The organism is Bradyrhizobium sp. HKCCYLS3070 (genome assembly GCF_051167575.1).
In the GTDB taxonomy this organism is placed as follows: Bacteria; Pseudomonadota; Alphaproteobacteria; order Rhizobiales; family Xanthobacteraceae; genus Bradyrhizobium.
In genome coordinates this window covers 22,252-48,382 of record NZ_JBNPTI010000010.1, presented here as the reverse complement: position 1 = coordinate 48,382, position 26,131 = coordinate 22,252, and the positions used below count along the sequence as shown (strand labels likewise).

The window sequence follows — 26,131 nt, the reverse complement described above, 5'->3', positions numbered from 1 at the left end:
CGCTCGCGTCAGCTGCCTCCATCCGCGGTCGCTTCGGCCGCCTGTCCGGCCGGCCGCAGCGAGAACCGGTCGCCATCCCGAATCAGCTCGACCTTCCGATCATGGAACTCGTGCAGGGTCGAGCGGTGGCCGATCGAGACGACGGTGGTCTGCGGCAGCCGTTCGGCGATGACCCGATAGAGCCTGGCTTCGCTCGGCTCGTCGAGCGAGGCCGTGGCCTCATCGAGGAAGAGATATTGGGGCGCATGCAGCAGCGCGCGGGCAATTCCGAGCCGCTGCTGCTCGCCGAGCGACAGCATCCGGTTCCAGTGCGAGTCCTCGTCCAGGCGGTCCGCCAGTTGCGGCAGACCGACGGCCACCAGCGCCTCCCTGACCTGCTCGACGCTGAAAGCGTCCGCCGCCGCGGGATAGACGATCGCCGCCTTGAGCGCGCCGATCGGGAAGTAGGGCCGCTGCGGCAGCATCATCAGCTTGGCATGCGAGGGCACGCTGATGGCGCCGCTGCCGAACGGCCAGACGCCGGCGATGGCGCGGAACAGCGTCGACTTGCCGGCGCCGGAGGGGCCGGTCAGCAGCGTGCGCTCGTTGTTGCCGATGCTGAAGCCGTCGGCCGCGACCAGCGGCAGGCCATTGGGCAGCTTCAGCAGCAGCTGGGCGAGATCGATGCTGTCGCCGGCATGGTCGACGACATCGATCGTCTGCGGCTCGCCCGAGAGCTTGTGCGCGCTCTCGATGGACATGTCGAAGCCGTCGAGGCGGGCGACGGTCGAGCGCCAGTCGGCAAGCGTCCGGTAAGTCGTCACGAAGAACGACAGCGCGCCCTGCACCGTCGAGAACGCGGACGCCGTCTGCATGATGCCGCCCATCTGGATCGACTTGGCGAAGTAGGCAGGCGCAACGAGCACATAGGGAAAGATCACCGCCGCCTGCGAATAGCCCGCCGTGAAGGCCGTCAGCCGCTTGGTCCGGCTCATGATCTGGTACCAGTTCTGCACGACCCGGCCGAAGCGGGTTCCGAGCTGACCTTGCTCGGCGCCTTCGCCGCGCAGCAGCGCGATCTGCTCGGAGCTTTCGCGCACCCGCACCAGGTTGAAGCGGAAGTCGGCCTCGTAGCGCTGCTGCTCGAAGTTGAGATTGACGAGCGGCGAGCCGATCCAATGCGTCAGGATGGTCCCGAAGATCGCATAGATCAGCGCGATCCAGACCAGGTAGCCGGGGATCGCGATGTCGGTGCCGAACAGCTGCAGCGGGGCATCGGTCGACAGCCCCCAAAGCACCACCATGAACGATGCGAGCGAGACGATCGAGCTGAGCAGGCCGATGGTGATGTTCAGCGTCTTGTCGACGAACAGCTGCACGTCGTCGGCAATGCGCTGGTCCGGGTTGTCGGCGATGTCGCCCTTGAGCTGCATGCGATAGTGCGTGGCGTTGTCCAGCCAGCGGCGCAGGTAGACGTCGGTCATCCACCGCCGCCAGCGGATCTGCAGCCATTGATTGAGATAGAGCTGGTAGACGGCCAGGATGATGAAGATGGTCGCCAGTACGGCGAACACGCCGATTTCCCAGATGAAGCTGTTCCAATCATACTGCTGCAGCGCGTTGAAGAACCTGTTCTGCCACTGGTTCACCAGCACCTGGATCGCAACGAGCGACAGTTCGATCGCAATGACGGCGGCGAGGAGGATGCGGCCGGCGACCTTGTCCTCGGAGCGGAAGTAGGGAATGGCGATCCGCCAGACGGTGGCGACGGTCGAGCGCAGATTGTTCACAGAGGGGCTGCTCCTGAGAAAATGTCTTAACAGGCTGACGAAAAACGAGAAAATCGTCGTTGGCACCGCCTGCCTAGACTAAAGTCGTAATCTGGCGGGTGGCGGCCGGCTTGTCGGTCGCGTGTGACAAACCGTAGCATGGGGCAGGGGAGAGGGACTGCGACCGCCGCCAGATTTCGCGAGAATTTGAGCAGAGTTGGGCGTTGCCGGTTTTGTGATCTGCTTTTCCGACCTTTGCCAGGCTTGGGGGCCTGGGCGAGCAGACCTGATCCGTCCCGCCGGCCTCAGGTCCAACAACAAGAACGTGGGGGGAGAAGTCACGATGTGGAATCAAATCTACGACCCGTTGGGGAGCCCGGCGCTGTCGACGCTGGCCGCCGCCGTCCCGGTGGTGACGCTGCTGGTGCTGATCGCCAGCGGCAAGGTCAAGGCACACATCGCGGCGATCATCGCCGTGATCCTGACCAACCTGATCACGATCTTCGTCTTTACGATGCCGGCCAACATGTCGCTGCGCGCGACGTTTCTGGGCGTCATCACCGGGTTCTTTCCGATCGGCTGGATCGTCCTGAACGTCATCTTCCTCTACCAGGTCACGGTTTCCACCGGACGGTTCGAGCTTCTGAAGCGCGCCATCGGCGGCGTCACGGAGGACCGGCGGCTGCAACTGTTGCTGGTCGCCTTCTCCTTCGGCGCGTTCTTCGAAGGCGCGTCCGGCTTCGGCACCCCGGTGGCGATCACCGGTGCCGTGCTGATCGGTCTCGGCTTCTCGCCGCTCGCGGCCTCCGGCCTGTCGCTGATCGCCAACACCGCCCCGGTCGCCTATGGCGCGCTGGGCACGCCGATCCAGGGCCTCGCCTCGGTCACCGGTCTCGACCCTTACATCCTCGGCGCGATGGTCGGCCGGCAGCTGCCGGTGTTCTCGCTGATCGTGCCGTTCTGGGTGATCTGGGCGTTCGCGGGCTGGAAGGGCATGAAGGACATCTGGCCGGCGATCCTGGTCACCGGCGTCTCCTTCGCGGTGCCGCAATTCCTGATCTCGAACTACATCAATCCGTGGATCGTCGACATCGGCGCCTCGCTGATCTCGATGGGCGCGCTGATCCTGTTCCTGAAGGTCTGGCAGCCCAAGCAGCTGTGGCTGTCGCCGGCGCTGCGCGGGCGTGACGAATCGGCCGCCACGATGACGGCGGCGAAGCCGCTGGACCGCACGCCGCTGACGCAAGCCGAGCTCTGGGGCGCGCTGCTGCCCTGGATCATCGTCTGCGTCATCATGCTGATCTGGGGCAACGGCGCCTTCAAGGCCTGGGCGAACTCGATCTTCACCTGGAACTATCCGGTGCCCGAGCTCGACAAGCTGATCAACAAGATGCCGCCGGTGGCTGCGAAGCCGACGCCGGAAGGCGCGGTGTTCTCGTTCACCTACCTGACCTTCACCGGCACCGGCATGCTGATCGCCGCGATCATCTCCGGCTTCCTGATGGGTGTCGGACCGGGCAGACTGATCGCGGAATACGGCCGCACCATCCGTCTCTGCGCGATCTCGCTGATCACGATCTCGGCGATGCTCGCGATCGGCACGCTGACCCGGCTGTCCGGCGTCGATGCCACGCTCGGCTTGGCCTTCGCCGCGACAGGCGTGCTCTATCCGTTCTTCGGCACCTTGCTCGGCTGGTTGGGCGTGGCGCTGACGGGATCGGATACGGCCTCGAACGTGCTGTTCGGAAACCTGCAGAAGATCACCTCCGAGCAGCTCGGCCTGTCCCCTGTCCTGATGGCGGCCGCCAACTCCTCCGGCGGTGTCATGGGCAAGATGATCGATGCGCAGTCGATCGTCGTCGCCTCGACCGCCACCAACTGGTACGGCCACGAGAGCTCGATCCTGCGCTACGTCTTCCTGCATTCGATCGTGCTGGCCTGTCTGGTCGGCCTGTTCGTCACCTTGCAGGCCTATGTCTATCCGTTCACGGCGATGGTGCTGAAGTAGCAACACCGGCAGCGACAAACGCCCCGCGCCGTAGCTGCGGCGCGGGGCTTGCTATGTTTGGAACACATTTGTGCGGGAGCCGTGCTGGCGGTCGCCGGGCCGATCGCTTAAGAGGCGAGCCCTGCACGTGATGATGTGTCGAGAGGAACGATGCGAGTAGTGAAGCGAGCTTGCGCCAAACTGGCTGCGGCCCTGTTGATGTCGGCCGTGCCCCTTGCCGCCGCCTCGGCGGAGGAATTTCCCTTCGGCATGGAGATGACGCTGGATGCGCTGCCGCAGCCGGGCTCGAAGCGGGTGCCGGATCTCGACATCGGCGACAACGGTGATGCTGTGCTCGAGCTGTGGTGCAAGGGCGGCAAGGGGCAGTTCTCGGTCGCCGGCAACACCATCGTGTTCATCGCCGGCAAGATCGAGGACCGCAACTGCCCGGCGGCGCGCGCGCAGGCCGACGACGAACTGATCGCGGCGCTGAGCGCGGTGACGAACTGGAAGCGTCAGGGCGACCTGATCATCTTCATCGGACCGAAGACGCTGCGCTTCCGGCTCAACACCAATTGAGCCGAGACGGCCGTTTCCAAAGTCCTGGTGGGGACTGTCGAGGGCTCAAGCTCGAGCATGATGCGTTCCACTTTCCGCATCATGATTTGAGCAAACAGCCTTGCGCACGCTCGCGCTTCCGCAGTGTGCACCCTTGAGGTCTGCCCCGCGGTCACCCTCCCCTGGAGGGGGAGGGTCGCCTCTCATGAGCGCAGCGAATGGGAGGCGGGGTGGGGTGATCTCTCCACGTGCACCGGTGCCCGCGGCGTCACCCCGCTCGCCCGCTTCGCGCGCGATCGACCCTCCCCCTCCAGGGGAGGGTGGCATCTGAGATCGCGGCGCCATGCCGTCATGGCTCGCCTTACTTCCAGACCGAGTTGTCCGCATCCCAGCGCTTGGCCTTGAAGGCCTTCGCCAGCTCGTCGATGGCGCCGCCATCATCCCGCGTGTCGCCTTCCTCGTCGCCCGAGGATTCGTCCGACAGGATCAGCTTGGCGCTCGAGGCCTCATCGATGGTGGTCGTCGTCGGGCTGCTGATCCAGAGCATCAGCGCGTCGGCGCCGCCCGGCTTGTCCGCCGAGACGAGGCCGGTGACCTCGATGACGTCGGTCAGCTCGAGCGCCGGCATCAGCTGGCTCGGCCGCTTCAACGTCAGCTTCAGCTTGCCGCTGACCGGATTCCACGCCGCACTCGTCGGCTTGGCATTGTAGGTCTTGGCCAGCACGTCGGAGATGGCGCCCGCCAGCTTGTCCTTGTTGATCTTGTCACCGTCGCGCCAGTCGGCCGCCGCAAAGCGGATGGTGCGGTCCATCTCGACCGTGCCGGCGGTCCAGCCGGCAGTGACGACGCCGTTCATGGTCCGCGCCTTCGCGATCAGCGCGCCGGCTCGTTCGGGGTCGACGGTCATGCTGATGGTCTGCTCGCCCGCGCGCAGTGCGTCGCAGCTCACGATGAGGCTCGACAGCGAAACTTCGACGTTCTCGCCCTTCAGGCTCTTGAGGAAGTCGGTCACCGCGTCTAGCTTGAGCCGGACCGAGATCGCCTCGGGCGAGACGTCAGTGAAGTCCTTCGGCTGGGCGCTGATGCCGTCGTCGCTCGACTGGCTCTCCTGGAACTCCTTCTCGCTGACGTCGGAATTGTCGGTCGACGCCACCTCGGTGACGGTCTTGCCGATCGCGATCTGTCCGCGGAACTCGAACGTGTCGCCGGTCGGCTTGCGATTCAGCTTCACCGTGACCGGCTCCTTGGCGCCGTTGCTCTGGGTCGCACCGGTCAAGGTCTGGCCATTGACGGTGAGGCTGACCACGAAGCGGTCCTTGCGATCCGAATTCTTTGCGACGGGATAGCAGACGTCGAGCGTGGCGGCGGTGACGGTTTTGCCCTGGCGCGTCTCCTTCAGGATCACGTCGGCATTGCCGTCCATCAGGCCGTCGATCGCGGTGAAATACCGAGTCTCGTTGGCGGGGGCCTTGGTCCCGCTCTTGCTCTGGGCCCAACCGAGTTCCGGCGCGGCCGCTGCAATCACGGCCAGCGCAAGCAAAATCGCGTGCATCTGAAAATCCTTGTGGGGGCAGAATCGGCCTTAAGCTGTAGCGCCGATTTGCGGTCGCTGCACCCCCGGTGCGGACACTCGGCCAAAAAGAAGGCCGCCCGGAGGCGGCCTTCCTGAATGTGAGATGTCGAAAGCAGGGCTCAGAAGCCCATGCCGCCCATGCCACCCATGCCGCCGCCGGCCGGCATCGCCGGAGCAGCATCCTTCGGCAGCTCGGCGACCATGGCCTCGGTGGTGACCAGGAGGCCTGCGACCGACGAGGCGTCCTGCAGCGCGGTGCGGACCACCTTGGCCGGGTCGATGATGCCCTTGGCGACCATATCGACATAATCCTCGGTCTGCGCGTCGAAGCCGAACGTCTCGGACTTCTCGTCCAGGATCTTGCCGACCACGATCGAGCCTTCGACGCCGGCGTTCTCGGAGATCTGGCGAATCGGAGCCTCGAGCGCCTTCAGCACGATGTTGATGCCGGCCTGGACGTCCGAATTGGCGTTGGTGATGCGGCCGACGGCCTTCTTGGCGCGCAGCAGCGCCACGCCGCCACCAGGGACGATGCCTTCCTGCACCGCAGCGCGGGTCGCGTTGAGGGCGTCCTCGACGCGGTCCTTCTTCTCCTTGACCTCGATCTCGGTCGCGCCGCCGACGCGGATCACCGCGACGCCGCCGGCGAGCTTGGCCAGACGCTCCTGCAGCTTCTCACGGTCGTAGTCCGAGGTGGTCTCCTCGATCTGCGCCTTGATCTGGCCGACGCGCGACTCGATGTCGGCCTTCTTGCCGGCGCCGTTGACGATCGTGGTGTTCTCCTTGTCGATCACGACCTTCTTGGCGCGGCCGAGCATCTTGATCGTGACGTTCTCGAGCTTCATGCCGAGATCTTCCGAGATCAGCTGACCACCGGTCAGGATCGCGATGTCCTCGAGCATGGCCTTGCGGCGATCACCGAAGCCCGGCGCCTTGACGGCGGCGACCTTGAGTCCGCCGCGCAGGCGGTTGACGACCAGCGTCGCCAGCGCTTCGCCCTCGACGTCCTCGGCGATGATCAGCAGCGGGCGGCCCGACTGCACCACGGCTTCGAGCACCGGCAGCATGGCCTGCAGGCCCGACAGCTTCTTCTCGTGCAGGAGCACGTAGACGTCGTCCAGCTCGGCGGTCATCTTCTCGGCATTGGTGACGAAGTAGGGCGAGAGATAGCCCCGGTCGAACTTCATGCCTTCGACGATGTCGACCTCGGTATCGAGCGACTTGTTCTCCTCGACCGTGATGACGCCCTCGTTGCCGACCTTCTGCATCGCCTGGGCGATCATCTTGCCGATCGCGGCGTCGCCGTTGGCGGAGATGGTGCCGACCTGGGCGACCTCGGAGGACGAGGCGACCGGCTTGGCGCGCTTCTCGATGTCCTTGATCACGGCGGCCACCGCGATGTCGATGCCGCGCTTGAGGTCCATCGGGTTCATGCCGGCGGCAACCGCCTTGGCGCCCTCGCGCACGATGGCCTGGGCCAGCACGGTCGCGGTGGTGGTGCCGTCACCGGCGGTGTCGTTGGTCTTGGAGGCGACCTCGCGCAGCATCTGCGCGCCCATGTTCTCGAACTTGTCCTCCAGCTCGATCTCCTTGGCGACGGTGACGCCGTCCTTGGTGATGCGCGGAGCGCCGAAGCTCTTCTCGATGACGACATTGCGGCCCTTCGGGCCGAGCGTCACCTTGACGGCGTTGGCGAGAATGTCGACGCCGCGCAGCATGCGGTCGCGTGCGTCGCCGGCGAATTTGACGTCCTTGGCTGCCATTTCAGAATTCTCCTGGAGTAGACCTCGACGGCGAGGGGCGTGATCGCCCGTCTGTCGCCGGAACGAGGTTGCAGAGCATTTTCGCCCGGGGCGGCTGATCGCCGCCCCCGACAGGTCGGGATCAGGCGACGACGCCCATGATGTCGGACTCCTTCATGATCAGGAGTTCCTCGCCGTCCAGCTTGACCTCGGTGCCGGACCACTTGCCGAACAGCACGCGGTCGCCGACCTTGACGTCGATCGGGATCAGCTTGCCGCTCTCGTCGCGGCCGCCCGGGCCGACGGCGACGACTTCGCCCTGCGAGGGCTTTTCCTTGGCGCTGTCGGGAATGATGATGCCGCCCTTGGTCTTCTCTTCGGCGTCGATGCGCTTAACCACGACGCGGTCGTGCAGGGGACGAAACTTCGATTTGGCCATGACGGATCCCTTTTGGGGTGCTTGGATAAGTGTTGCTGTCGGAGGAAATCTGAATGCGGCCACATTGAACGCCCACTTGGCGCCAACTGGCTCGCAGCCTTAGCAATCCCGCCCTCCGAGTGCTAAAGACCGCTCGGGGAAATATGGCTTGCGGCTGTTCCTGTCAAGCAACGGCCAGCCGTTAAGCCGTTCTTGAGGCTGTTAGGGGATGTTGTCCCGGGCCAGACATGTTAGTGGAGCGGCGTCGTCATCCGACGTCATTGCTCTGACGAGCGTTTTGCGCTTGGTTGCCGGACGGGGCAGCCATGATCTTGTTCCTAAGGGGATGCCATGACGAGTTCACGGTGCGCGCGGCCGGTTGCCAATCTCGCGATCGCGTCGGCGCTCACGATGCTTCTGGGAGCGTGCACGGGCTTCAGCCTGTCGCCGTCGACCCCCATGCAGCAGACCGAGGCGCCGGTCGAGCCCGAGGTGCCGGCCACGATTCGCGCCGAGGATCTCGTGGGCAAATGGGGGCTTGCCGCCTACAACAACCCGAATGACCGCCCGCGCACCGAAAAGATGGCTTTGGCGCAGTGCAAACAGCCCTACGTCATCGGGGCAGGCACGTCCGGTGGTGTCGTGATGCACCTGGCCGACCAGGCGACTCCCCAGGAACTGCGCTTGAAGGGATCGGCCAGCGGCAAGAACTACATCGGCCCGGCCGGACCGCCCGGCGGCGAGCAGGACCGCGAGGTCGTCTCCTTCGACGGCCGTGTGCTGATCACCCGCTTCGTCGACAAGGATGCGGCGACCCGTTACCAGACGATGGTCTACGTCCGCTGCGGACCGCGCGCCTGAGATCCGGGCGAACATCCCGCAAAGGTCGAGAGTCGAACGAAAAACGCCGGCGATAGCGCCGGCGTTCCTGTATGGTGACGTTGCCTGGAGCGGTCGCTGGGACTGGCCGAGGTCAGTTGAACATCGCGTCGATGTCGTCCTGCGAAGCGTGGCCGACGTCGCCTTCCGCCTTCGGGCCGTTCAGCAGCCGGGCGTCGCCCTCGCGGTGGTCGACGATCGGCGGCGTATGCGCCTTGATGGCGTCGACGCCGCCCCAGATGTCCATCATCACCACGATGTGGTGCTCGATGAACTTCATCGTGGTCATGACCTTGTTGATGCGCTGGCCGGTCAGGTCCTGGAAGTTGCAGGCCTCGAAGATCGAGACCACGCGCTCCTGGATCTCTTCGCTCAGGATCTTCTGCTGGTCGGCCGAGTCCACCTTGGACAGCGCGCTGGCGGCCTGGTCGATCGCCTCCGCGGCTTCCAGGATCTGCTGCGTCGCCTGCTCGGTGCCGCCGACGACCGCGCCGAGCTCGCCGTTGACCTTGGCCATCTCCTCGCCGTTGAAGCTCTTGGCATGGAGGGTCGCGATCTCGCCCTTGGTGCGGTTGATCGCGTCGTGGATCAGGTCGAGCTCGACCTTGAGCTTTTCGCACTGCTCGATCTGGGCGCGATAGGTCTCGAGCAGCGCGCGCGCTTCGGCGACCTCGCGTGCGGCGGACTCTTCGATGGCGGCGTTCGCCGTGTTGCTGCCGCCGCTTCGGATCGCATTGGCCATCTGGGAGCGGATCGCGCGCAGCTCGTCCATGATTTCCTTGTGGTTGGGGCCGATCTCGCCGCCCACGAATTCAGGCTCCGGCATATGGCCGACGATTGCTTCTTCGATACGGAAACGCTTGCGAACAGCCATGATAGTATCCCTGACCTTTTGCTCGGATCAGTTCTACGCAGAGGCTATTTAACATCGCGTTCACGCCAGGAACCGCCGTTGGGCAACGCTGGCGTGCATCGTGCGTCAACTATTAACCATGCTCCGCCGGCCTTCACGCAAAATAAACGCTAGCGATCAAAACCGCCGACGTATGCAGCGATGGTGAATCCCGGCGCCTCCCGCGTTTACCAAAGCGATCGGGTTTTGCTCTTTATTGACGATACGCGGCGGCGTTGCCGCCTCGCGCGACGAACAGTCTCCAGACGAAACAGTACAGAGTACGTCGATGTTCAAATCATTCTCCATAGCGCTGCTGGCCGGCGCATGCGCATTCCATTCAGGTCTGGATCGGGCTGCGGCCCAGGGATTTCAGCAGCCGACCGTGATTTACAGCGGGCCGCCGCAGCAGTCCGCGCCGGTGCGCGCCGCTTATGTCGAACGCTCGCGCATGGGTGGTGGCTTCATCGAATTCCTGTTCGGCGATCCGCAAGGCGGCCGCGGCATGCCTCGGCCGGGACAGCCGATGTACCAGCAGCAGCCGTCCTACTACGAGCCGCAGCGGCTGGCGCCGGGCATGGTCCCGCAGCAGGGAGTACCGGATGAGGAGGCCTATGAGCAGACGCAGCGGCCGCTCGATCCGAAATACGAGAAACAGATCGTTGACTACGACGGCAAAGAACGGCCGGGCACGATCGTCATCGATACGCCGAACAAGTTCCTCTATCTGGTTCAGGGCGAGGGCAGGGCGCTCCGCTATGGCATCGGCGTCGGCCGCCCCGGCTTCACCTGGTCGGGCGTGAAGACGATCTCGGCCAAGCGCGAATGGCCGGACTGGACGCCGCCGCCGGAAATGCTCGCGCGCCGGCCCGACCTGCCGCGGCACATGGAGGGCGGACCGCAGAACCCGCTCGGCGCACGCGCGATGTATCTCGGCTCGTCGCTGTATCGGATCCACGGTTCGAACGAGCCATGGACGATCGGCACCAACGTTTCGTCAGGCTGTATCCGGATGCGCAACGAGGATGTCATCGACCTCTATGGCCGCGTGAACGTCGGGGCTCGGGTCATCGTGCTCTGACGACCGCCGCTGCACGACATCCGCAACTGAAAAAGGCCGCCCGTGGGGGCGGCCTTTCGCATTCTTCAGTTCGCTGCGACCCGGGAGCATCAAGCGTAGTCGCTGCCACCGTCGTCGTCGCCATAGCCGTCATCGGCATCGAAGTCGGCCGCGTCGTTGTCATTGCCGCTGTCGTCATAGTTCGCCTGGTCGAACAGGCCGGCACGCCCGCCGTCGCCGCCCGAGCGGCCGATGTCGTCGAGACCGGCGTCGCGCGCCAGCGAGCCGCTGGACTGGTCGCCGCTCCACGGGCCGGCACCACCGCCGCGCTCCTCGATGATCGTGGTGTCACCGAACGCCTGATGCGACCCGCCGCCCATCATCGAGCGGATGCCGCCGAGCAGCAGCGAGCCGCCGACCATGCCCGCCGCAGCGGCCGCCGCCGTGCCGAGGAACGAGCCGCCTCCACCGCCGAACATGCCGCCACGCGGCTGGCCGAAGCCGCCCTGATCGTAAGGGCCGGGCTGACCGGGATAGCCGGGCTGGCCCTGGTAGCCCGGGGGCATCGCCTGACCGCTGTTCCAGACCGGTCGGCTCTGCGACGGCGGCGGCACGTTGGGGACCGAACCGCGGCTGCCCGAGCCGAAGATGCTGTCGCGCATCGAATCGAGGAAGCCGCCGGACTGGGCCTGCTGCGGGGCCTGGGCGTGCTGCAGCTCCTCGATGCGGGCATTGGCGCGCTTCAAGGCTTCGTCCTGCACCAGCACCGTCTGCACCAGCGCGTAGACGGCATTGGGAGCCCGCTGCAGCGCCTGGGCGATGGCGGCGGCGGCCTCCGGATCACGCGGTGCACTCTCCAACTTGGCAAGCCGGTCGAACAGATCGTCGATGAGTTGGCGTTCTTGCGGTGTCATGTCGTTCTCCTGCCGCTTGCCTTGTTCCGGCCAAGCGCGGCCAAGATTTAGGGGGACTTTGTGGCCCGGCCAGCCGGGGCGCGGATTAAATTTCCGTATGCGACACAGCGTCTCTCGGGCTTGCGCAGCGTTTTGGACCTCGATGTTGCCCGCACTACAGGAGGAACGCAGCCGGGCGGCCTTTTGTTCGTCGCAGACCCGCAAGATCCGTTCAGGCCAGCGTCATCCGCCGGCGGTCGAGCAGCGCTGGAAAATGCTCGCCGGCGAGATAGGCGTGCTCGTGCTCGCGCTGGACGGTCAAAGGATCGAGCTCGATCAGGACGTCGTCGACGAAGCCGGGGTGGCACATCACCAGCCCGTCCTCGGGCAGCTCGTCCAGGAAGCCGTCCATCAACGTGGCGAAATCCGAGGTCTTGCTGAAGTCGTAGGCGCCGGCGAAGGCAGGATTGAAGGCGATCTCGGCCCGCTTGGCATGACGGCGGAATTGTGCGCTCAGGACGTCCAGCAGCAGCGCCTTCGGTGCCGTCAGCCGCTGCATCAGCGGCACGTTCCGCCCCCCCTGACGCACCCAGGCCGCCGGCGCGGCTTCCTTGACCGCGGCGAGGAAGCCCTCGCGCACCTGCGGATAGAGCTGGGCATGCTGATGGCCGTCGACGAAATCCGGGGCGCGGCCGAACAGCTCGCCGAACGCCGCAAGCTGGACCAGCACCTCGGCGCGGATCAGCTCGGGATCGAGCCGGCGGGACATTCCGGCGCGCAGCAGCTTGGGAAAGGGCAGGAACATGCCGCCCTCCGACGGGCGGAAGTGCATTGTGAGGGGCCGGAACGGCGCGGTCAGCGTGACATGCAGGCCGATGGCGCAGCGCGGGCTGTCGGACGCGACCTTGGTCAACTCCGTCACCTCGTCGCGCCCGATCGCGGCGCCCACGGTCATCACCGAGGTGGCGTTCAGCCGACCGCGCGCGATCAGGTCGCGGATGGCGCTGTTGACCCCGGGGCTGATGCCATAGTCATCGGCGCACAGCCAGATGCGCCGGTGCGGCGTGGCGCTCATTCGGCGGCGTTCCTCTCGGCGCCGTCGCTCCGCGCATCGAGCGCTGCACGCTTCTCGCTGTGCTCGGCGACGAAGTAGATCGGACGCGCCTTCAGCTCGGACAGGATCTTGCCGATATACTCGCCCATGATGCCGATCATGATCAGCTGCACGCCGCCGATCGTCATCAGGCCGACCATCAGCGAGGGATAGCCAGGCACCGATTTGCCGGTTGTGAAGGTCTCCCAGAGGATCGAGAGGCCGAACAGGAACGCGGCCGAGGCCAGCAGGATTCCGAGCAGACTGGCGAAGCGCAAGGGCGCGACCGAGAACGAGGTGAGACCTTCGATCGACAGGCCTAGCAGGCCGGTCAGGTTGAAGGTTGTGACGCCATGGGCGCGGGCCGCTGGCTCATAGTCGACGCGGATCTGACGGAAGCCGATCCAGCTCGCCAGGCCCTTGAAGAAGCGGTTGCGCTCGGGCAGCTGCCGTAGCGCGGCCACCGCGCGCGGCGAGAGCAGGCGGAAGTCGCCGGCATCCTCCGGAATCTTCTGCCGCGCCCCCCAGTTGATGAGCGCGTAGAAGCCGTGAACGGCGACCCGGCGCAGGAACGGCTCGTTGTCGCGATGCGCCTTGGCGGTATAGACGACGTCGTAGCCGTCCTTGATCCAGTGCGTGACGAGTTGCTCGACCAGGGCCGGCGGATGCTGGCCGTCGCCGTCCATGAACAGCACCGCGCCGCGCCGGGCATGATCGAGGCCGGCCATCAGCGCGGCCTCCTTGCCGAAATTGCGCGACAGCGACACGACCTGCACATCGAGCGCATCGGCCTGCAGGGTGCGGGCAATCGCGAGCGTGTTGTCGCGGCTGCCATCGTCGACATAAACGAGCTCACAGGCGAGACCGAAGCGCTGACGCAGGGTGCGTGCGAGATTATTCAGCCGCTCGTGCAGCGCCGTCAGTCCCGCGCCCTCGTTATAGACGGGGATAACGATCGACAGTCCCTGCGACGCGGCGTCGGCCGCGGTCGTGGTCAGGTCGGACACGTCAGTTCCCAGCATCGCTCAGAGTCCTCGTTCTCCTACCAACATATGGTAGTCGCGCTCACCTGTCGCTACGATGAACGGCGATTTATGATCGCAGGAAGGCCTCGAGGCGGGCAAACAGCGGATTCTCGCGGTCGAGCACGTAGTCGAGCGAGGCGACCGAGACGGTCTCGGCACCATGCGCGCGCAGAAAGCTGCCGAGCGCGTAGATCTGCGCCGGCGGGCAGTGCAGGGTGAGCATGCCGGACGAGGTCGGGCCGCCGAACGGCGCCACGACGCCGAAGCGGTTGTGCGCCTCGGTCAGCATTGCTGCGTCGCACCCTTTGAAGCGGGTGCGGACCTCGCGGTATTTGCTGGCGCGGGCGCGGGCATGGATGTGGTCGAGAATGATCCGGGCGCTCTCGCGCGGACCCTCCGACCAGTCGGCGTCGCGCGAGGCGACCAGGTTGGCCTGGCTGCGCAGGATCACGCCGTCGTCCAGCACCTTCAGCCCGTTGGCGGCGAGCGTCGAGCCGGTGCTGGTGATGTCGACGATCAGCTCGGCGGTGCCGACCGCGGGCGCGCCCTCGGTGGCGCCGGCGCTCTCGACGATGCGGTAATCGACGATGCCGTGGGCGGCGAAGAAGCTGCGCGTCAGGTTGATGTACTTGGTGGCGACGCGCATCCGGCGATTGTGCTGGGCACGAAAACCGGTGGTGACGTCGTCGAGATCGGCCATGGTCCGGACGTCGATCCAGGCCTGCGGCACCGCGACGACGACGTTGGCGCCGCCGAAGCCGAGCGTGTCGATCAGCAGCACGCGCTTGTCGGCATCGGTGATGCTCTCGCGCACGAGATCCTCGCCGGTGACGCCGAGATGCACGCTGCCGCGCGCCAGTTGCGAGGCGATCTCACTCGCAGAGAGATAGGCGATCTCGACATTGTCGAGACCTGCGATGGTGCCGCGATAGTCGCGCGCGCCGCCGGGCTTGGACAGGTTCAGCCCGGCGCGGCCGAAGAAGGCTTCGGCATTCTCCTGCAGACGTCCCTTGGAGGGAACGGCGAGGACGAGGGGGCCGCTCATGATGCTCTCCCGACCGGGGACTTGCCCACGGCGCTGCTCTGGGCCAGGCGCTCGATCCAGATCGAGAAGCCGACGGCCGGAATCGACTCGGCGGCGCCGAGCTGGCTCAGCAGGCCGTCATAACGGCCGCCGGCGACCAGCGGCTCGTCGCCATTGTCAGGATGATGCAGCTCGAACTCGAAACCGGTGTAGTAGTCGAGGCCGCGGCCGAACGACGTGGCGAAGCGCACCTTGGCGATGTCGATGCCGCGCTGGGCCATGAAGCCCGCGCGGGCCTCCAGCGCGTCGATCGCGGCCGAGATGTCGAGCTTGGCATCGGCGGCGAGGGCGCGAAGCTGCTGGACGGCTTCGGTCGGGCTGCCGCTGATGGCCAGGAAGCGCTTGATGCGGTCCAGCGCGTCACGCGGCAGCGCCCCGCTCTTGAGGGTGGACTGCTCGAGGAAGCGGTCGGCGATCTCCGCCACCGTGCGGCCGCCGACGGCGGTTGCGCCGGCAATCGACATCAGGTCGGTGACCAAAGCGAGCGCCGCCTTGCGGTCGGAGCCGGCCAGAGCGGCGAGCACGCCCTCATACTCGTTGCGCGGCGCCACCGAGGCGATCGCCAGCCGCTCGAGGTCCTGCGCCAGGGTGCGCTTGCGGTTGAAGTCCTTGATCAGCCGCCGCCGCCAGACCGGATAGAGATCGAGGGCGTCGATCAAGGCCGTGAACAGCGCGACGTCGCCGGTGCGGATATCCACCGCGGCAAGGCCGGCGGCGGCGGTCGCCTCGATCGCCAGCGCCAGCATCTCGGCATCGGCAGCGGGCCGGTCCTGGCGGCCGAACGATTCGATCCCGGCCTGCAGGAACTCGCTCGGGCGGCCCTCGCGGTAGCGAAATACTGGACCAAGGTAGCTGAAGCCGGCCGGCTGCCCGGCGCGGGCCGAGGCGAGGTAGTCACGGGCGACGGGAATGGTCAGGTCGGGGCGCAGGCACAGCTCTTCGCCAGCGGCGTCGCTGGTCAGATAGAGGCTCTTGCGGATGTCCTCCCCGGAGAGGTCGAGGAACGGCTCGGCCGGCTGCAGGATCGCCGGCTCGGCCCGCTCATAGCCGGCCTGGGCGAAGGATTGCAGCAGCGTGTCCGCCCACGCGGCGGGTCCGGTCGGAGCGGGTCCGGTCATGTCGATTCGAGTTCCAAAGTGGCTTGGGCGCCCGCTGGAAGCGGCGGCTGCCCCTTAGCATGGCCGTTTGACGGTTTCGACTGGGAATGGCCGCGGCGCGCCACAATTGGTCGGATGCCTTAACCGCGGGCTCCGGCCCAGTCTCCGAGCGTCGCCTGAATCACGGCGAGGGCGGCGACGCCGGCCGTATCCGCGCGCAGGATGCGCGGGCCCAGGGCCAGCCTGATCGCATGCGGCTGGCGCAGCAGCAGCGTCCGTTCATCGTCGGCGAAACCGCCCTCCGGTCCGATCAGCAGGTCGATGCCGGCCGCATTCTGGCCGCCGCGCAGGGCCTGCAGCGGATCGGCCAGTTCGGCCGCCTCGTCGCAGAACACCAGCAGCCGCTCGGGTTGCCGCTGCGCGAGGAAGCGCTCCAGCGGCACCGGGTCCTTGACGTCGGCGAGGCTGAGGATGCCGCATTGTTCGGCGGCCTCGACCACGTTGGCGCGCATGCGCTCGCTATTCACGCGCGACACCTGGGTGCGACGGGTGATCACCGGCTCCAGCCGCGCGGCGCCCATCTCGACCGCCTTCTGCACCATGTAGTCCAGCCGCGCGTGCTTGAGCGGTGCGAAGACGTAGGCGATGTCCGGCAGCTGATCCTGCGGCCGGCTCTGCTCCTGGATCGTCAGGCCATCCGGCCGCTTGCGGCCCTCGATCACGGCCAGCCATTCGCCGTCGCGGCCGTTGAAGGCCAGCACGTGATCGCCGGCGCCAAGGCGCAGGACGTTGCCGAGATAATTTCCCTGGTTGCGGTCGAGCGCGACCGAGCCTCCCTCCTGCAGGGGCGCGTCGACGAACAGGCGCGGGGCGTTGAAGTCGTATGCGGGCATGGAGCGAAGCGGAGCCGATGATGGACGTTGCTTACCGGACCCACGCGCCAGCCGCAAAGCCGGAAGGGCCGTCACGTGGTGTTGTATCGGATATCGGCGATGGCGCCTTTCGGCCGTGCTGTCGACAGATTTTACCGTTTCGATCCCGCCGGTCGTCCCCCGGGACGGACATCCGACGATTCCGTAAGCCTCGATGCGGAGAACGGCCTTGATCTTGAGACATTCGACTTCGGCGCTTGCGATCTGGGCGCTGGTCGCGATCATCGCGGTGATGGTCGCCGCGCCGTCCCGGGCCGATGACAAGGCGGTCGCCGCGCCGCCGCAACGGGCGGCCCCCGCGGTTCCGGGCGGTGCCGGCGTGGCTGGCTTCCGCCCGCCCGAGACCTGCCTGAAGGAGTTTACCCCGCTGCGGGACGAGACCGCCCGCCGGGCCAAGCTGCTCAAGGCGGCGACTGAGCGGCGCTTTGCGCCCGGCGAGGCCTGTCAGCTGGTGCATGACTACGAGCTCGCCCAGACCAAGATGATCGACTACGCCGTCGCGCATGCCTCGCTATGTGGAATCCCCGCCAAGATCACCGATCAGCTGAAGGCGAATCACGAAAACACCCTGGCCGTGATGCGCAAGGTGTGCACGGCGACGTGAACCGTCCCGCCGGCCGCTGAACTGGCGACTCCGGCTTGACCAGGTGGGCGAGGGCGCGGAGTGAACGGATTTTTGGGCTCCGACGTTCGGGAAGGGCCTCGTTTTGGGCCTCCGCGCCGGTTGGAACCCGGCTGCGTCTCTGCGCCGCGGATGTGATCAAATCCGCGGTTGTGCTGGACGGGCGAGAATCGTAAAAGCCCCGGATCGGATCGTGCTTTCATCCGGAAGTGTTGAGGATTCTTGGTCTTGCCGGAGAACCAGCCTTGATCGTCCGCCAGTCTTTCATGCCGCTCGCCGTTGCCGCCCTGGTGCTCTCCACAGGGCAGGTCTTCGCGCAGAGCTCGTTTCCCGCGCCGATGCCTGGCCAGGCCCAGACCAGCAATTCGCCGTTTCCACCCATCAACGGTGCGGCGCCGACCCGGGCTGCTGCCCCGGCAAGTCCGTTCCCCAGTCCAGGCGCCTCGGCGTTCGGCGGCGGTGGCGGTGGCGGCTTCCAGCCGGCCCCGATGGGAGCCGCGCCGCAGGGTGGCCCGCCGGAGAGCTGCATGAAGGAGTTCATGCCGCTGCGCGAGGAAGCCGAGCGTCGCGGCAAGCTGATCAAGGCCGCGAGCGACCGCAAGGCCTCGCCTGACGAGGCCTGCAAGCTGATCGCCAATTTCGGCAAGGCCGAAGTGAAGATGATCAAATATGTCGAGGCGCATGCGGCGAGCTGCGGCATTCCCCAGCAGATCTCCGATCAGCTGAAGGCCGGTCACAAGAACACCGACGCGCTGGAAAAGAAGGTCTGTGCCGTGGCGGCGCAGATGCAGTCGGGGGCCGGAAGGCCCGCGGCTCCGAGCCTGAGCGACGTGCTGGGCTCGTCGGCTGCGCTGCCTGAGGCCAACACGACGAAGAAGGGCGGTTCCGCCTTCGACACCATGACTGGCAACGTTCTCACCCGATGAGCACGACCGCCGTCCGCGTTGCTGACGCGACCGGCAACTGGGTCGACACGCTGGCGCCAGTGTGGAGCCGGCCTTACCTGCGGCTCGCCCGCTTCGATCGCCCGATCGGATCCTGGCTGCTGCTGATGCCGTGCTGGTGGTCGGCCGCTCTGGCGGCCGGGATCGGCGGGGATCTGTCCATGCTGCCGGCGTGGATCGGGCTCTATTTCGTCGGCGCGTTCGTCATGCGTGGCGCCGGCTGCACCTGGAACGACATCACCGACCGCGATCTCGACGCCAAGGTGGAGCGCACTCGTTCGCGACCGATTCCGGCCGGGCAGGTCGGCGTGAAGCAGGCGCTCGCCTTCCTGGTGGCGCAGGCCCTGATCGGCTTGGTGGTACTGCTACAGTTCAACCGGTTCGCAATCGCCACCGGCATCGCCTCGTTGCTGATCGTCGCGATCTATCCGTTCATGAAGCGTGTCACCTGGTGGCCGCAGGTCGTGCTGGGTCTCGCCTTCTCGTGGGGCGCGCTGATGGGATTTGCGGTTGCGTTCGGCCGCATCGATGCAACCGCGCTGCTGCTCTACGCCGGGTCGATCTCGTGGGTGATCGCCTATGACACGATCTACGCACATCAGGACGCTGAGGATGACGCGCTGATCGGCATCAAGTCGACCGCGCGCCTGTTTGCCGAGCGGACACATCTGGCGCTGGTCGTCTTCTACAGTTTGGCCGTGATGCTGATAGGGGCCGCCTTCGCGACTGCCCATGTGCATGTCGCGGCGTGGCTCGGACTCGCGGGTTTTGCCGCGCATCTCGGCTGGCAGATATGGCGTCTGGATATCGCCGATCCGGCGCTGTGCCTGCGGGTGTTCAAGTCGAACCGCGATGCTGGGCTGCTGCTGTTCGCAGGGCTGCTGGTCGATGCCGTGCTACGCGCAACCTGATCAGTTGCGCGCGATGATCTCGCGCTCGCCGCGATGGACCGAGGCCGGATTGAGCTGGTAGCCGACACGGCGGCGCATCAGGAAGCGCGGGCGGCGCGAGCGGATCGCGTTGCGGCGACGGCGGCGCGGCGTCGCCTCGCGGCGCGCGTCCTGCAACTGCGGCAGCGCGAACGTCTCGCTCCACATCGCCCACGCAGCAACGATCTCGTTCTGGTCGTCGCTGACGCAGAGCGGGATGGTCAGGGAGGGGTCGCGGTGGACGAGCACCAGCATCACCTGCGTGGCGTCGATTTCGCGCACGCCGATGCCGAGGAAGTCGCTGACGCGGAGGTTCAGGGCCATGCGCATGCCGCTGACGGCACGCCGCAGGACCACGCGCTCCCGGTGCAATTCGATCTGCCGGATCCCGCCATCGGCACGGGTATCGTGCGCGCTGTACGAGACGGGCAGGGAAAGAGGGTCGAGCCGCAGGACGCGGCCCGACCCAGCGGAATTGCTTCCGCCTGTTGCTGTTTGACGCCTCACGGCTTGGTCTCCCCGCCGGGATTATGCTCCCGGTCGATGCGTGTGACCTTGCCACGCGGATCGCCCGTATCGGCTTAACAAGCCTGGTTAATCAGATCTCACGCATGATCCTCTCACCGTCATGATTGACAAGCGCTTGCCCCGCATGATTGACGAGACCTTGCCGATTTGCCGACAATCCGATGTGCCGTCTGCCGTCCTGCTTGAAGTCGGCGTGAACAGGCCACATTTCGTTTGGATTGAGCCGTCTTCGCCGCCCACCTGACATCGATCGGATCGTGTTCGTGACCTCTTCCCCAGCCTCATCGTCGACATCAGCCCAATCAGATCTGCTCGACCAGTCCGCCCTGCGAACGCTCGCCGAGCGGCTGGTGGAAGCCGCGAGGAAGGCCGGCGCCGATGCCGCCGACGCCATCGCGGTGCGCGGCATCTCGCAGGGCGTCGAGGTCCGTGACGGGCGCGTCGAGGAATCCGAGCGCTCGGAAGGCGACGATGTCGGCCTGCGCGTTCTCGTCGGCAAGCGCCAGGCCGTGGTGTCGACCAACGACGTCAGCGGCGACGGCGTGGCGCGGCTGGCCGAGCGGGCCGTGGCGATGGCGCGGGTGGCGCCTGACGACCAATATGTCGGCCTCGCCGATCCGGCGCTGCTGGCGCGCGATATTCCCGAGCTCGACCTGCTCGATCCGCAGATTCCCTCGACCGCAGAGCTGGAACGCCGTGCCCAGGAGGCGGAGGCCGCCGCGCTCGGCGTGAAGGGCGTGACGAAGTCCGGTGGTGCGTCGGCCTCGACCGGCATCGGCGGCATGGTGCTGGTCACGAGCGACGGTTTTCACGGCGCCTATCTGCGTTCGAGCCAGAGCATCTCGACGACCGCCATTTCCGGCGAAGGCACCGGGATGGAGCGCGACTACGACTACACGGCGGCTCCGCACGGCGCCGACCTGCTGGCGCCCGCGGCCGTCGGGCGCAGCGCTGGCGAACGCGCGGTGGCGCGCGCCAATCCGCGCAAGGTTGCGACGTGCCAGGTGCCGGTGGTGTTCGATCCCCGCGTGTCCGGCTCGCTGGTCGGACATCTGGTCGGCGCCATCAACGGCGCCTCGATCGCGCGCAAGACCAGCTTCCTCAAGGACAAGCTCGGCGCGCAGCTCTTCGCCAAGGGCATCCGCATCATCGATGATCCGCTGCGCAAGCGCGGACTGCGGTCGCAACCGTTCGACGCCGAGGGCGTGAAGGTGAAGCAGACGGCGCTGGTTGACGATGGCGTGCTGACGACGTGGCTGCTGGACTCGGGCACCGCGCGCGAGCTCGGCATGGTGACGACCGGCCACGCCCATCGCGGCGTGTCGTCGTCGCCTTCGCCCGGTCCGTTCAATCTGCATCTCGAAGCCGGCGTCGTGACAGCCAAGGAGCTGATCTCGGACATCAAGCAGGGCTTCTACGTCACCGACCTGATCGGCTCGGGCGTCAACGGCGTCACCGGGGACTACAGCCGCGGCGCGTCCGGCTTCTGGATCGAGAATGGCGAGATCGGCTATGCCGTGAGCGAGGTGACGATCGCCGGGCATCTGTTCGAGATCTTCAAGTCGATGACGCCCGCCAGCGATCTGGAATTCCGCTATGGCGTCAATGCGCCGACGGTGCGCATCGAAGGATTGACGCTTGGCGGACGATGAGATCGAGAAACCGAACGAGACCAGCCTCGCGGCAGACGCCAGGCTCCTGAAGGAGGCGGTCCGCGAAGCCGGCGAGCTCGCACGTTCGATGTTCGGAACGGAGCTGCGCAAATGGACCAAGGGGGCGTCGTCGCCCGTCTCCGAAGCCGACATGGCGGTCAATGCACTGCTCGAACGCAGGCTGCGATCCGCAACGCCAGATTACGGTTGGCTGTCCGAGGAGAGCGCGGATGATCGGGAAAGACTCGGCCGGTCGCGGGTCTGGATCGTCGATCCGATCGACGGCACGCGGTCCTATCTCGGCGGCCGCAACGACTGGTGCGTGAGCGTTGCGCTGATCGAGCACGGTGCGCCGATACTCGCCGCCGTGCATGTCCCGGTCAGCGAGGAGTTCTTCTTCGCCGCCCGCGGTAGTGGCACCACGTTGAACGAACAGCCGGTTCGGGTGGCGCCCGGACGAGAGCTCGAATTCTCGCGCGTGGCCGGTCCAAAACCGTTGGTTGAGCGGCTGGCTCCGGATTCGGCGCGAATTGAACTCCATCCGCGAATCGGATCATTGGCGCTGCGCCTTTGCCGTGTCGCGCATGGCGGGCTCGATGCCGCTTTTGCAGGCGGGCAAAGCCGCGATTGGGATCTTGCGGCGGCTCATTTGATCGTGCAGGAAGCGGGGGGTAAAATGACCGCGTTGTCCGGCGAGGCGATCCTCTATAATCGTCCGGAGGTGGTGCACGGGGTGCTGGTGGCAGCGGGCCGCGACCGACATGCCGACATCGTCGCGCAGTATCGCAGGTTACCGCCGGACTGAACGCCCTGGATCGCACCCTCCACGTCGCCTGCAAGGCGTTGACTAGGAAACGATACCGATGACAGATAGCGCCTCGCAGCAGCTCCTTCACCTCGTGATCGGCGGCGAGCTCATCAATCTCGACAAGAACGAATTCAAGGATCTCGACAAGGTCGATATCGTCGGCGTCTATCCGAACTACGCGGCGGCCCACGCCGCCTGGCGAGCCAAGGCGCAGATGACGGTCGACAACGCCCACATGCGCTATTTCATCGTTCACCTGCACCGGCTGCTCGATCCCGGTCAGGATGCGAAGTAAGACGCAAAGCTCGCGACTTGAAACATCTGATCCGTAATACGCTGCGTAGCGGCTGGTTCCAGCGTGCCGTCGGGTTCCTCGCGGCCGAGTACCTGCGGCTGGTGTGGCTGACCAACCGCTTCACCTATGAGCCGCCGGAGGTCTACGACATCGTCGAGCCGCAGATGCCGGCGATCTTCGCGTTCTGGCACGGCCAGCATCTGCTGACCCCCTTCATCAAGAACAAGCCGAGCTATCGCGCCAAGGTGCTGATCTCCCGGCATCGCGACGGCGAGTTCAACGCGATCGCCGCCGAGCGGCTCGGCATCGGAACCATCCGCGGCTCCGGCGATCATGGCTCCTCCTTCCACCGGAAAGGCGGGGTGGGGGCGTTCAAGGAGATGGTGCGGGCGCTCGAAGACAACTATAATGTTGCATCGACCGCCGATGTGCCGAAGCGGGCGCGGATTGCGGGTCTCGGCATCATCATGCTCGCGCGCGAATCAGGACGTCCGATCATGCCGTTCGCAATGGTCACGAGCCGCTTCATCCGCCTGAAGAACTGGGACAGCACCACCATCAATTTGCCATTCGGCCGCGGCGCATTGGTGGGAATCAAGGAAATCAACGTGCCGCGCGATGCCGACGCCGCGATGATGGAAGAGGCACGTCTCGACCTCGAGGCGACGCTGAACGAATGCATGCGCCGCGCCTATGAGATCGTCGGCCGTCCCGAGGCCTGTCCTCGGCCGGTCGCGTCGGGAGCATCGAGTGCCTAGCCCCCTGCCGATGGCCCTGCGTGTCTACCGCGGGTTGTCCTCGGCGGCGGTGCCGCTTGCGCCGGCACTGATCAGACAGCGGCTCAAGCATGGCAAGGAGGATCCCGAGCGGACCGACGAGCGGCGCGGCCTGAGCCATGACACGCGCCCGCTGGGTCCGCTGGTCTGGATTCACGGTGCCAGCGTCGGCGAGGTGCTGGCGGCGGCGGCGCTGATCGAGCGGCTGCGTGAGCTCAACATCCGCATCCTCATCACGTCCGGCACCGTGACGTCGGCCGCCATCGTGGCCAAGCGCTTCCCGCCCGACGTGATCCACCAATACGTGCCCTATGACACGCCGCGCTTCGTGGAGCGGTTTCTCGATCATTGGCGTCCCTCGCTCGGGCTGTTCATCGAGTCGGACCTCTGGCCGAATCTCATCCTCGCTGGCGCCTCGCGGCGGGTGCCGATGGTGGTGATCAACGGCCGCATGTCGCCGCGCTCGTTCCCGCGCTGGCGCCGCATGTCCGGCACCATCTCCGCCTTGCTCGGACGCTTTGATCTCTTCCTGACGCAGTCGCAGGCGGATGCCGACCGGTTCGCCGCGCTCGGCGCGCGCAACGTCATCACCACCGGCAATCTCAAGCTCGACGTGCCGGCGCCGCCCGCCGATCCGGCGAAGCTCGATCGGCTCACGGCGATGACGCGCGGCCGTCCGGTCGTCGTCGCCGCCTCCACGCATCCCGGCGAGGACGAGATCCTGATTGCGGCCCACAGGGCCTTGTCGGTGTCCTATCCGTCGCTGCTCACCGTGATCGTGCCGCGCCATCCGCATCGTGGCCCGGCGGTCGCCGAGCTCGTCGCAAGTGCCGGCCTGCGGGGCGCCTTGCGGTCGCGGGAGGACCAGCCGCTCGCCGGCACCGACATCTACGTCGCCGACACGATGGGTGAGCTCGGCCTGTTCTACCGGCTGGCGCCGGTCGTGTTCATGGGCGGCTCGCTGGTCGAGCATGGCGGCCAGAATCCGATCGAGGCCGTCAAGCTGGGTGCGGCCATCGTGCACGGGCCGCACGTGTTCAACTTCACCGACGTCTATGAGTCGCTGGACAAAGCCGGGGGAGCCAGGCTCGCCCACGATCAGGAGGCGCTGATCCGCCAACTCCGGCAACTGCTCGCTGATCCCGCAGCCGGCAACAGCCTGGTTGCGGCAGGAACGCGGGTGGTCGATCAGCTCGGTGGCGCGCTGGAGCGGACGCTGTCAGCGCTCGAGCCGTATCTGTTGCAGGTCAGGCTCGAGATGGGGGCCGCCGGCGATGCGTGAGCCGGCCTTCTGGCATCGGCCGGCCTCCTGGCAATCGCGTCTGCTGTCTCCGCTCTCGACACTCTACGGCGCCGTTGCCGCACGTCGGATGGCGCAAGGCGGCGTCGATGCCGGCCTGCCGGTGATCTGCGTCGGTAATTTCCACGTCGGCGGAGCCGGCAAGACGCCGACCGTGCTGGCGCTGACGGATATTCTGCGTGACCTCGGCGAGCGGCCGGTGGTGCTGAGCCGTGGCTATGGCGGCCGGCTGGGCGGTCCCGTCGTCGTCGATCCTGCGGTCCATGAGGCTGCCGATGTCGGCGACGAGCCGCTGATGATGGCCGCGCGGGTGCCGGTCGTCGTGGCGCGCAATCGCGCCGACGGCATCGGTCTCGTCAAGGCGCAAGGCGCCACCGTCATCCTGATGGACGATGGCTTCCAGAATCCGTCGATCACGAAGGATCTCGCGCTGATCGTGATCGACGGCGCGCGCGGCCTCGGCAATGCCGAGGTGTTTCCCGCCGGACCATTGCGCGCGCCGCTGCCGCCGCAACTGGCGCGCACCGACGCATTGGTCGTGATCGGCAGCGGCCGAGCCAGCGAGGCGGTCGCCTCACATGTGTTGGCGGCCGGCAAGCCGGTGTTTTCAGCCGCGTTGCAGCCAGATCCGCAGATCGTTGCGGCGCTGCGGGGCAGGCCGTTGCTGGCGTTTGCCGGGATCGGCGACCCCGCCCGCTTCTTCCGCACCCTTCGCGGCGCTGGTCTCGACGTCAGGCGCGAGCGTGCCTTTCCGGATCACCACCCGTTCACGGCGGGCGACGTCGTGGCCCTCGCCAACGAAGCCAGGCGTGATGGATTTGCCCTGGTGACCACGGAAAAGGATCTCGTGCGGTTCCGCGGCCACGAGGCCGCGCCCGATGTCATGGCATTCCCGGTCACACTGCAGTTCGACGATCTCGCCGCGTTGCGCGCGCTGGTTGTGCAACGGCTGTCAGCGAAGCGCAAAGATCAGCCGTTGGCCTTCAACGCGCCCGGATAATGCCGCTGCAGCACGGCGCTCGGCAGGGCGTAGGCTTCCTGCAGATCGACACTCCAATACTTCAGCTCGTCCAGCGGAATCCGCACATCGGTGACCGCGCAGCGCACATAGCTTCCCGGTGAGATCACCCGGAAATCGCCATCCAGATACTGCACCTGCGCCTCGCCCTGGCCCGAGGGACCAAACTTGTTGAGCACGTCCGCGATCTCCAATTCCTTGACGTGAAGTCCCCCTACGCGGGCGCCGCGCGCACACGACAGGCCGAATTTCGATGATTTCCTAGCATAGATGGGGGA

Annotated in this window: 26 protein-coding genes; 13 read left to right on the top strand and 13 right to left on the bottom strand. The window is 66.4% G+C overall.

What is annotated here, in order from left to right:
- Window positions 1–8 precede the first annotated feature (8 nt).
- Complete coding sequence (locus tag ACQR03_RS25350; protein ID WP_434841671.1) at window positions 9–1,769, bottom strand: ABC transporter ATP-binding protein/permease; 1,761 nt, start codon at window positions 1,767–1,769, stop codon at window positions 9–11.
- A gap of 322 nt (window positions 1,770–2,091) precedes the next feature.
- Between ACQR03_RS25350 and ACQR03_RS25345 the strand changes: the two genes are divergently transcribed.
- Window positions 2,092–3,756 carry an L-lactate permease gene (locus tag ACQR03_RS25345; protein WP_316174939.1) on the top strand — a complete coding sequence of 555 codons (1,665 nt, stop codon included), beginning with the start codon at window positions 2,092–2,094 and terminating at the stop codon, window positions 3,754–3,756.
- A 150-nt stretch (window positions 3,757–3,906) separates the two neighbouring features.
- Window positions 3,907–4,314, top strand: coding sequence for an META domain-containing protein (locus ACQR03_RS25340; protein ID WP_409977975.1), 408 nt, complete (start codon window positions 3,907–3,909; stop codon window positions 4,312–4,314).
- 340 nt (window positions 4,315–4,654) lie between these two features.
- Here the strand turns inward: ACQR03_RS25340 and ACQR03_RS25335 are convergent, their stop codons facing one another.
- From ACQR03_RS25335 to groES, 3 genes are all read right to left on the bottom strand, one after another.
- The gene (locus tag ACQR03_RS25335; RefSeq protein ID WP_434841672.1) at window positions 4,655–5,845 is read right to left on the bottom strand and encodes a hypothetical protein; all 1,191 of its coding nucleotides are present in this window, start codon (window positions 5,843–5,845) and stop codon (window positions 4,655–4,657) included.
- 140 nt (window positions 5,846–5,985) lie between these two features.
- Window positions 5,986–7,629 carry a chaperonin GroEL gene (gene groL / locus ACQR03_RS25330; RefSeq protein WP_315716666.1) on the bottom strand — a complete coding sequence of 548 codons (1,644 nt, stop codon included), beginning with the start codon at window positions 7,627–7,629 and terminating at the stop codon, window positions 5,986–5,988.
- Between the two features lie 121 nt (window positions 7,630–7,750).
- Window positions 7,751–8,047 (bottom strand): co-chaperone GroES, encoded by a 297-nt coding sequence (groES, locus tag ACQR03_RS25325; protein ID WP_008961387.1) that lies wholly within the window; start codon window positions 8,045–8,047, stop codon window positions 7,751–7,753.
- 330 nt (window positions 8,048–8,377) lie between these two features.
- Here groES and ACQR03_RS25320 point away from each other — a divergent pair, with 330 nt between their 5' ends.
- Complete coding sequence (locus ACQR03_RS25320; protein ID WP_315716667.1) at window positions 8,378–8,887, top strand: hypothetical protein; 510 nt, start codon at window positions 8,378–8,380, stop codon at window positions 8,885–8,887.
- Window positions 8,888–8,999: 112 nt separating this feature from the next.
- Here ACQR03_RS25320 and ACQR03_RS25315 read toward each other — a convergent pair whose 3' ends face one another.
- On the bottom strand, window positions 9,000–9,779 hold the full coding sequence (locus ACQR03_RS25315; RefSeq protein WP_315716668.1) for a protein phosphatase CheZ: 780 nt from the start codon (window positions 9,777–9,779) through the stop codon (window positions 9,000–9,002).
- 307 nt (window positions 9,780–10,086) lie between these two features.
- On the opposite strand from ACQR03_RS25315, the gene ACQR03_RS25310 reads away from it, so the two are divergent.
- Entirely contained in the window at window positions 10,087–10,878 is a 792-nt protein-coding gene (locus tag ACQR03_RS25310; protein ID WP_316193626.1) for a L,D-transpeptidase, read from the top strand.
- Between the two features lie 89 nt (window positions 10,879–10,967).
- Here ACQR03_RS25310 and ACQR03_RS25305 read toward each other — a convergent pair whose 3' ends face one another.
- The 6 genes from ACQR03_RS25305 to ACQR03_RS25280 all read right to left on the bottom strand — a co-directional run bounded on the left by ACQR03_RS25305 (window position 10,968) and on the right by ACQR03_RS25280 (window position 16,942).
- Window positions 10,968–11,771 carry a DUF2076 domain-containing protein gene (locus tag ACQR03_RS25305; RefSeq protein WP_315716671.1) on the bottom strand — a complete coding sequence of 268 codons (804 nt, stop codon included), beginning with the start codon at window positions 11,769–11,771 and terminating at the stop codon, window positions 10,968–10,970.
- Window positions 11,772–11,982: 211 nt separating this feature from the next.
- On the bottom strand, window positions 11,983–12,825 hold the full coding sequence (locus ACQR03_RS25300) for a ChbG/HpnK family deacetylase (RefSeq protein ID WP_315753418.1): 843 nt from the start codon (window positions 12,823–12,825) through the stop codon (window positions 11,983–11,985).
- Window positions 12,822–13,865 carry a glycosyltransferase family 2 protein gene (locus tag ACQR03_RS25295; RefSeq protein WP_315716673.1) on the bottom strand — a complete coding sequence of 348 codons (1,044 nt, stop codon included), beginning with the start codon at window positions 13,863–13,865 and terminating at the stop codon, window positions 12,822–12,824. The genes ACQR03_RS25300 and ACQR03_RS25295 overlap by 4 nt, the downstream gene beginning before the upstream one ends.
- A gap of 70 nt (window positions 13,866–13,935) precedes the next feature.
- Entirely contained in the window at window positions 13,936–14,913 is a 978-nt protein-coding gene (gene hisG / locus ACQR03_RS25290) for an ATP phosphoribosyltransferase (protein WP_316184194.1), read from the bottom strand.
- Complete coding sequence (locus ACQR03_RS25285; RefSeq protein WP_315716675.1) at window positions 14,910–16,070, bottom strand: ATP phosphoribosyltransferase regulatory subunit; 1,161 nt, start codon at window positions 16,068–16,070, stop codon at window positions 14,910–14,912. The genes hisG and ACQR03_RS25285 overlap by 4 nt, the downstream gene beginning before the upstream one ends.
- 119 nt (window positions 16,071–16,189) lie before the next feature.
- Window positions 16,190–16,942: a 16S rRNA (uracil(1498)-N(3))-methyltransferase gene (locus ACQR03_RS25280; RefSeq protein ID WP_434841673.1), complete on the bottom strand. Its 753-nt coding sequence runs from the start codon at window positions 16,940–16,942 to the stop codon at window positions 16,190–16,192.
- A 208-nt stretch (window positions 16,943–17,150) separates the two neighbouring features.
- On the opposite strand from ACQR03_RS25280, the gene ACQR03_RS25275 reads away from it, so the two are divergent.
- The 3 genes from ACQR03_RS25275 (at window position 17,151) to ubiA (ending at window position 19,458) form a co-directional block, all read left to right on the top strand.
- Window positions 17,151–17,585, top strand: coding sequence for a hypothetical protein (locus ACQR03_RS25275; RefSeq protein ID WP_315716677.1), 435 nt, complete (start codon window positions 17,151–17,153; stop codon window positions 17,583–17,585).
- Window positions 17,586–17,851: 266 nt separating this feature from the next.
- Complete coding sequence (locus tag ACQR03_RS25270; protein WP_409977977.1) at window positions 17,852–18,529, top strand: hypothetical protein; 678 nt, start codon at window positions 17,852–17,854, stop codon at window positions 18,527–18,529.
- The gene (gene ubiA / locus ACQR03_RS25265) at window positions 18,526–19,458 is read left to right on the top strand and encodes a 4-hydroxybenzoate octaprenyltransferase (RefSeq protein WP_316168033.1); all 933 of its coding nucleotides are present in this window, start codon (window positions 18,526–18,528) and stop codon (window positions 19,456–19,458) included. Before ACQR03_RS25270 ends, ubiA begins: the two co-directional genes overlap by 4 nt.
- On the opposite strand, the gene ACQR03_RS25260 is transcribed toward ubiA, so the two are convergent.
- Window positions 19,459–19,983 carry a DUF6101 family protein gene (locus tag ACQR03_RS25260; RefSeq protein WP_315753424.1) on the bottom strand — a complete coding sequence of 175 codons (525 nt, stop codon included), beginning with the start codon at window positions 19,981–19,983 and terminating at the stop codon, window positions 19,459–19,461.
- 284 nt (window positions 19,984–20,267) lie between these two features.
- On the opposite strand from ACQR03_RS25260, the gene ACQR03_RS25255 reads away from it, so the two are divergent.
- Genes ACQR03_RS25255 through lpxK form a run of 6 tightly spaced genes read left to right on the top strand, consistent with a single transcriptional unit; the run spans window position 20,268 to window position 25,835 of the window.
- On the top strand, window positions 20,268–21,656 hold the full coding sequence (locus ACQR03_RS25255; RefSeq protein ID WP_409998678.1) for a TldD/PmbA family protein: 1,389 nt from the start codon (window positions 20,268–20,270) through the stop codon (window positions 21,654–21,656).
- Between the two features lies 1 nt (window position 21,657).
- A complete protein-coding gene (locus ACQR03_RS25250; protein WP_316168076.1) occupies window positions 21,658–22,461 on the top strand; it encodes a 3'(2'),5'-bisphosphate nucleotidase CysQ in 804 nt (267 codons plus the stop codon).
- Window positions 22,462–22,519: 58 nt separating this feature from the next.
- Entirely contained in the window at window positions 22,520–22,759 is a 240-nt protein-coding gene (locus tag ACQR03_RS25245; RefSeq protein WP_009031572.1) for a DUF4170 domain-containing protein, read from the top strand.
- A 17-nt stretch (window positions 22,760–22,776) separates the two neighbouring features.
- On the top strand, window positions 22,777–23,517 hold the full coding sequence (locus tag ACQR03_RS25240; RefSeq protein WP_316168032.1) for a lysophospholipid acyltransferase family protein: 741 nt from the start codon (window positions 22,777–22,779) through the stop codon (window positions 23,515–23,517).
- The gene (locus ACQR03_RS25235) at window positions 23,453–24,817 is read left to right on the top strand and encodes a 3-deoxy-D-manno-octulosonic acid transferase (RefSeq protein WP_410051907.1); all 1,365 of its coding nucleotides are present in this window, start codon (window positions 23,453–23,455) and stop codon (window positions 24,815–24,817) included. The genes ACQR03_RS25240 and ACQR03_RS25235 overlap by 65 nt, the downstream gene beginning before the upstream one ends.
- Window positions 24,810–25,835: a tetraacyldisaccharide 4'-kinase gene (gene lpxK / locus ACQR03_RS25230; RefSeq protein ID WP_434841674.1), complete on the top strand. Its 1,026-nt coding sequence runs from the start codon at window positions 24,810–24,812 to the stop codon at window positions 25,833–25,835. Before ACQR03_RS25235 ends, lpxK begins: the two co-directional genes overlap by 8 nt.
- On the opposite strand, the gene ACQR03_RS25225 is transcribed toward lpxK, so the two are convergent.
- Window positions 25,805–26,032: a DUF2093 domain-containing protein gene (locus ACQR03_RS25225; RefSeq protein ID WP_315716685.1), complete on the bottom strand. Its 228-nt coding sequence runs from the start codon at window positions 26,030–26,032 to the stop codon at window positions 25,805–25,807. The genes lpxK and ACQR03_RS25225 overlap by 31 nt on opposite strands.
- Window positions 26,033–26,131 lie beyond the last annotated feature (99 nt).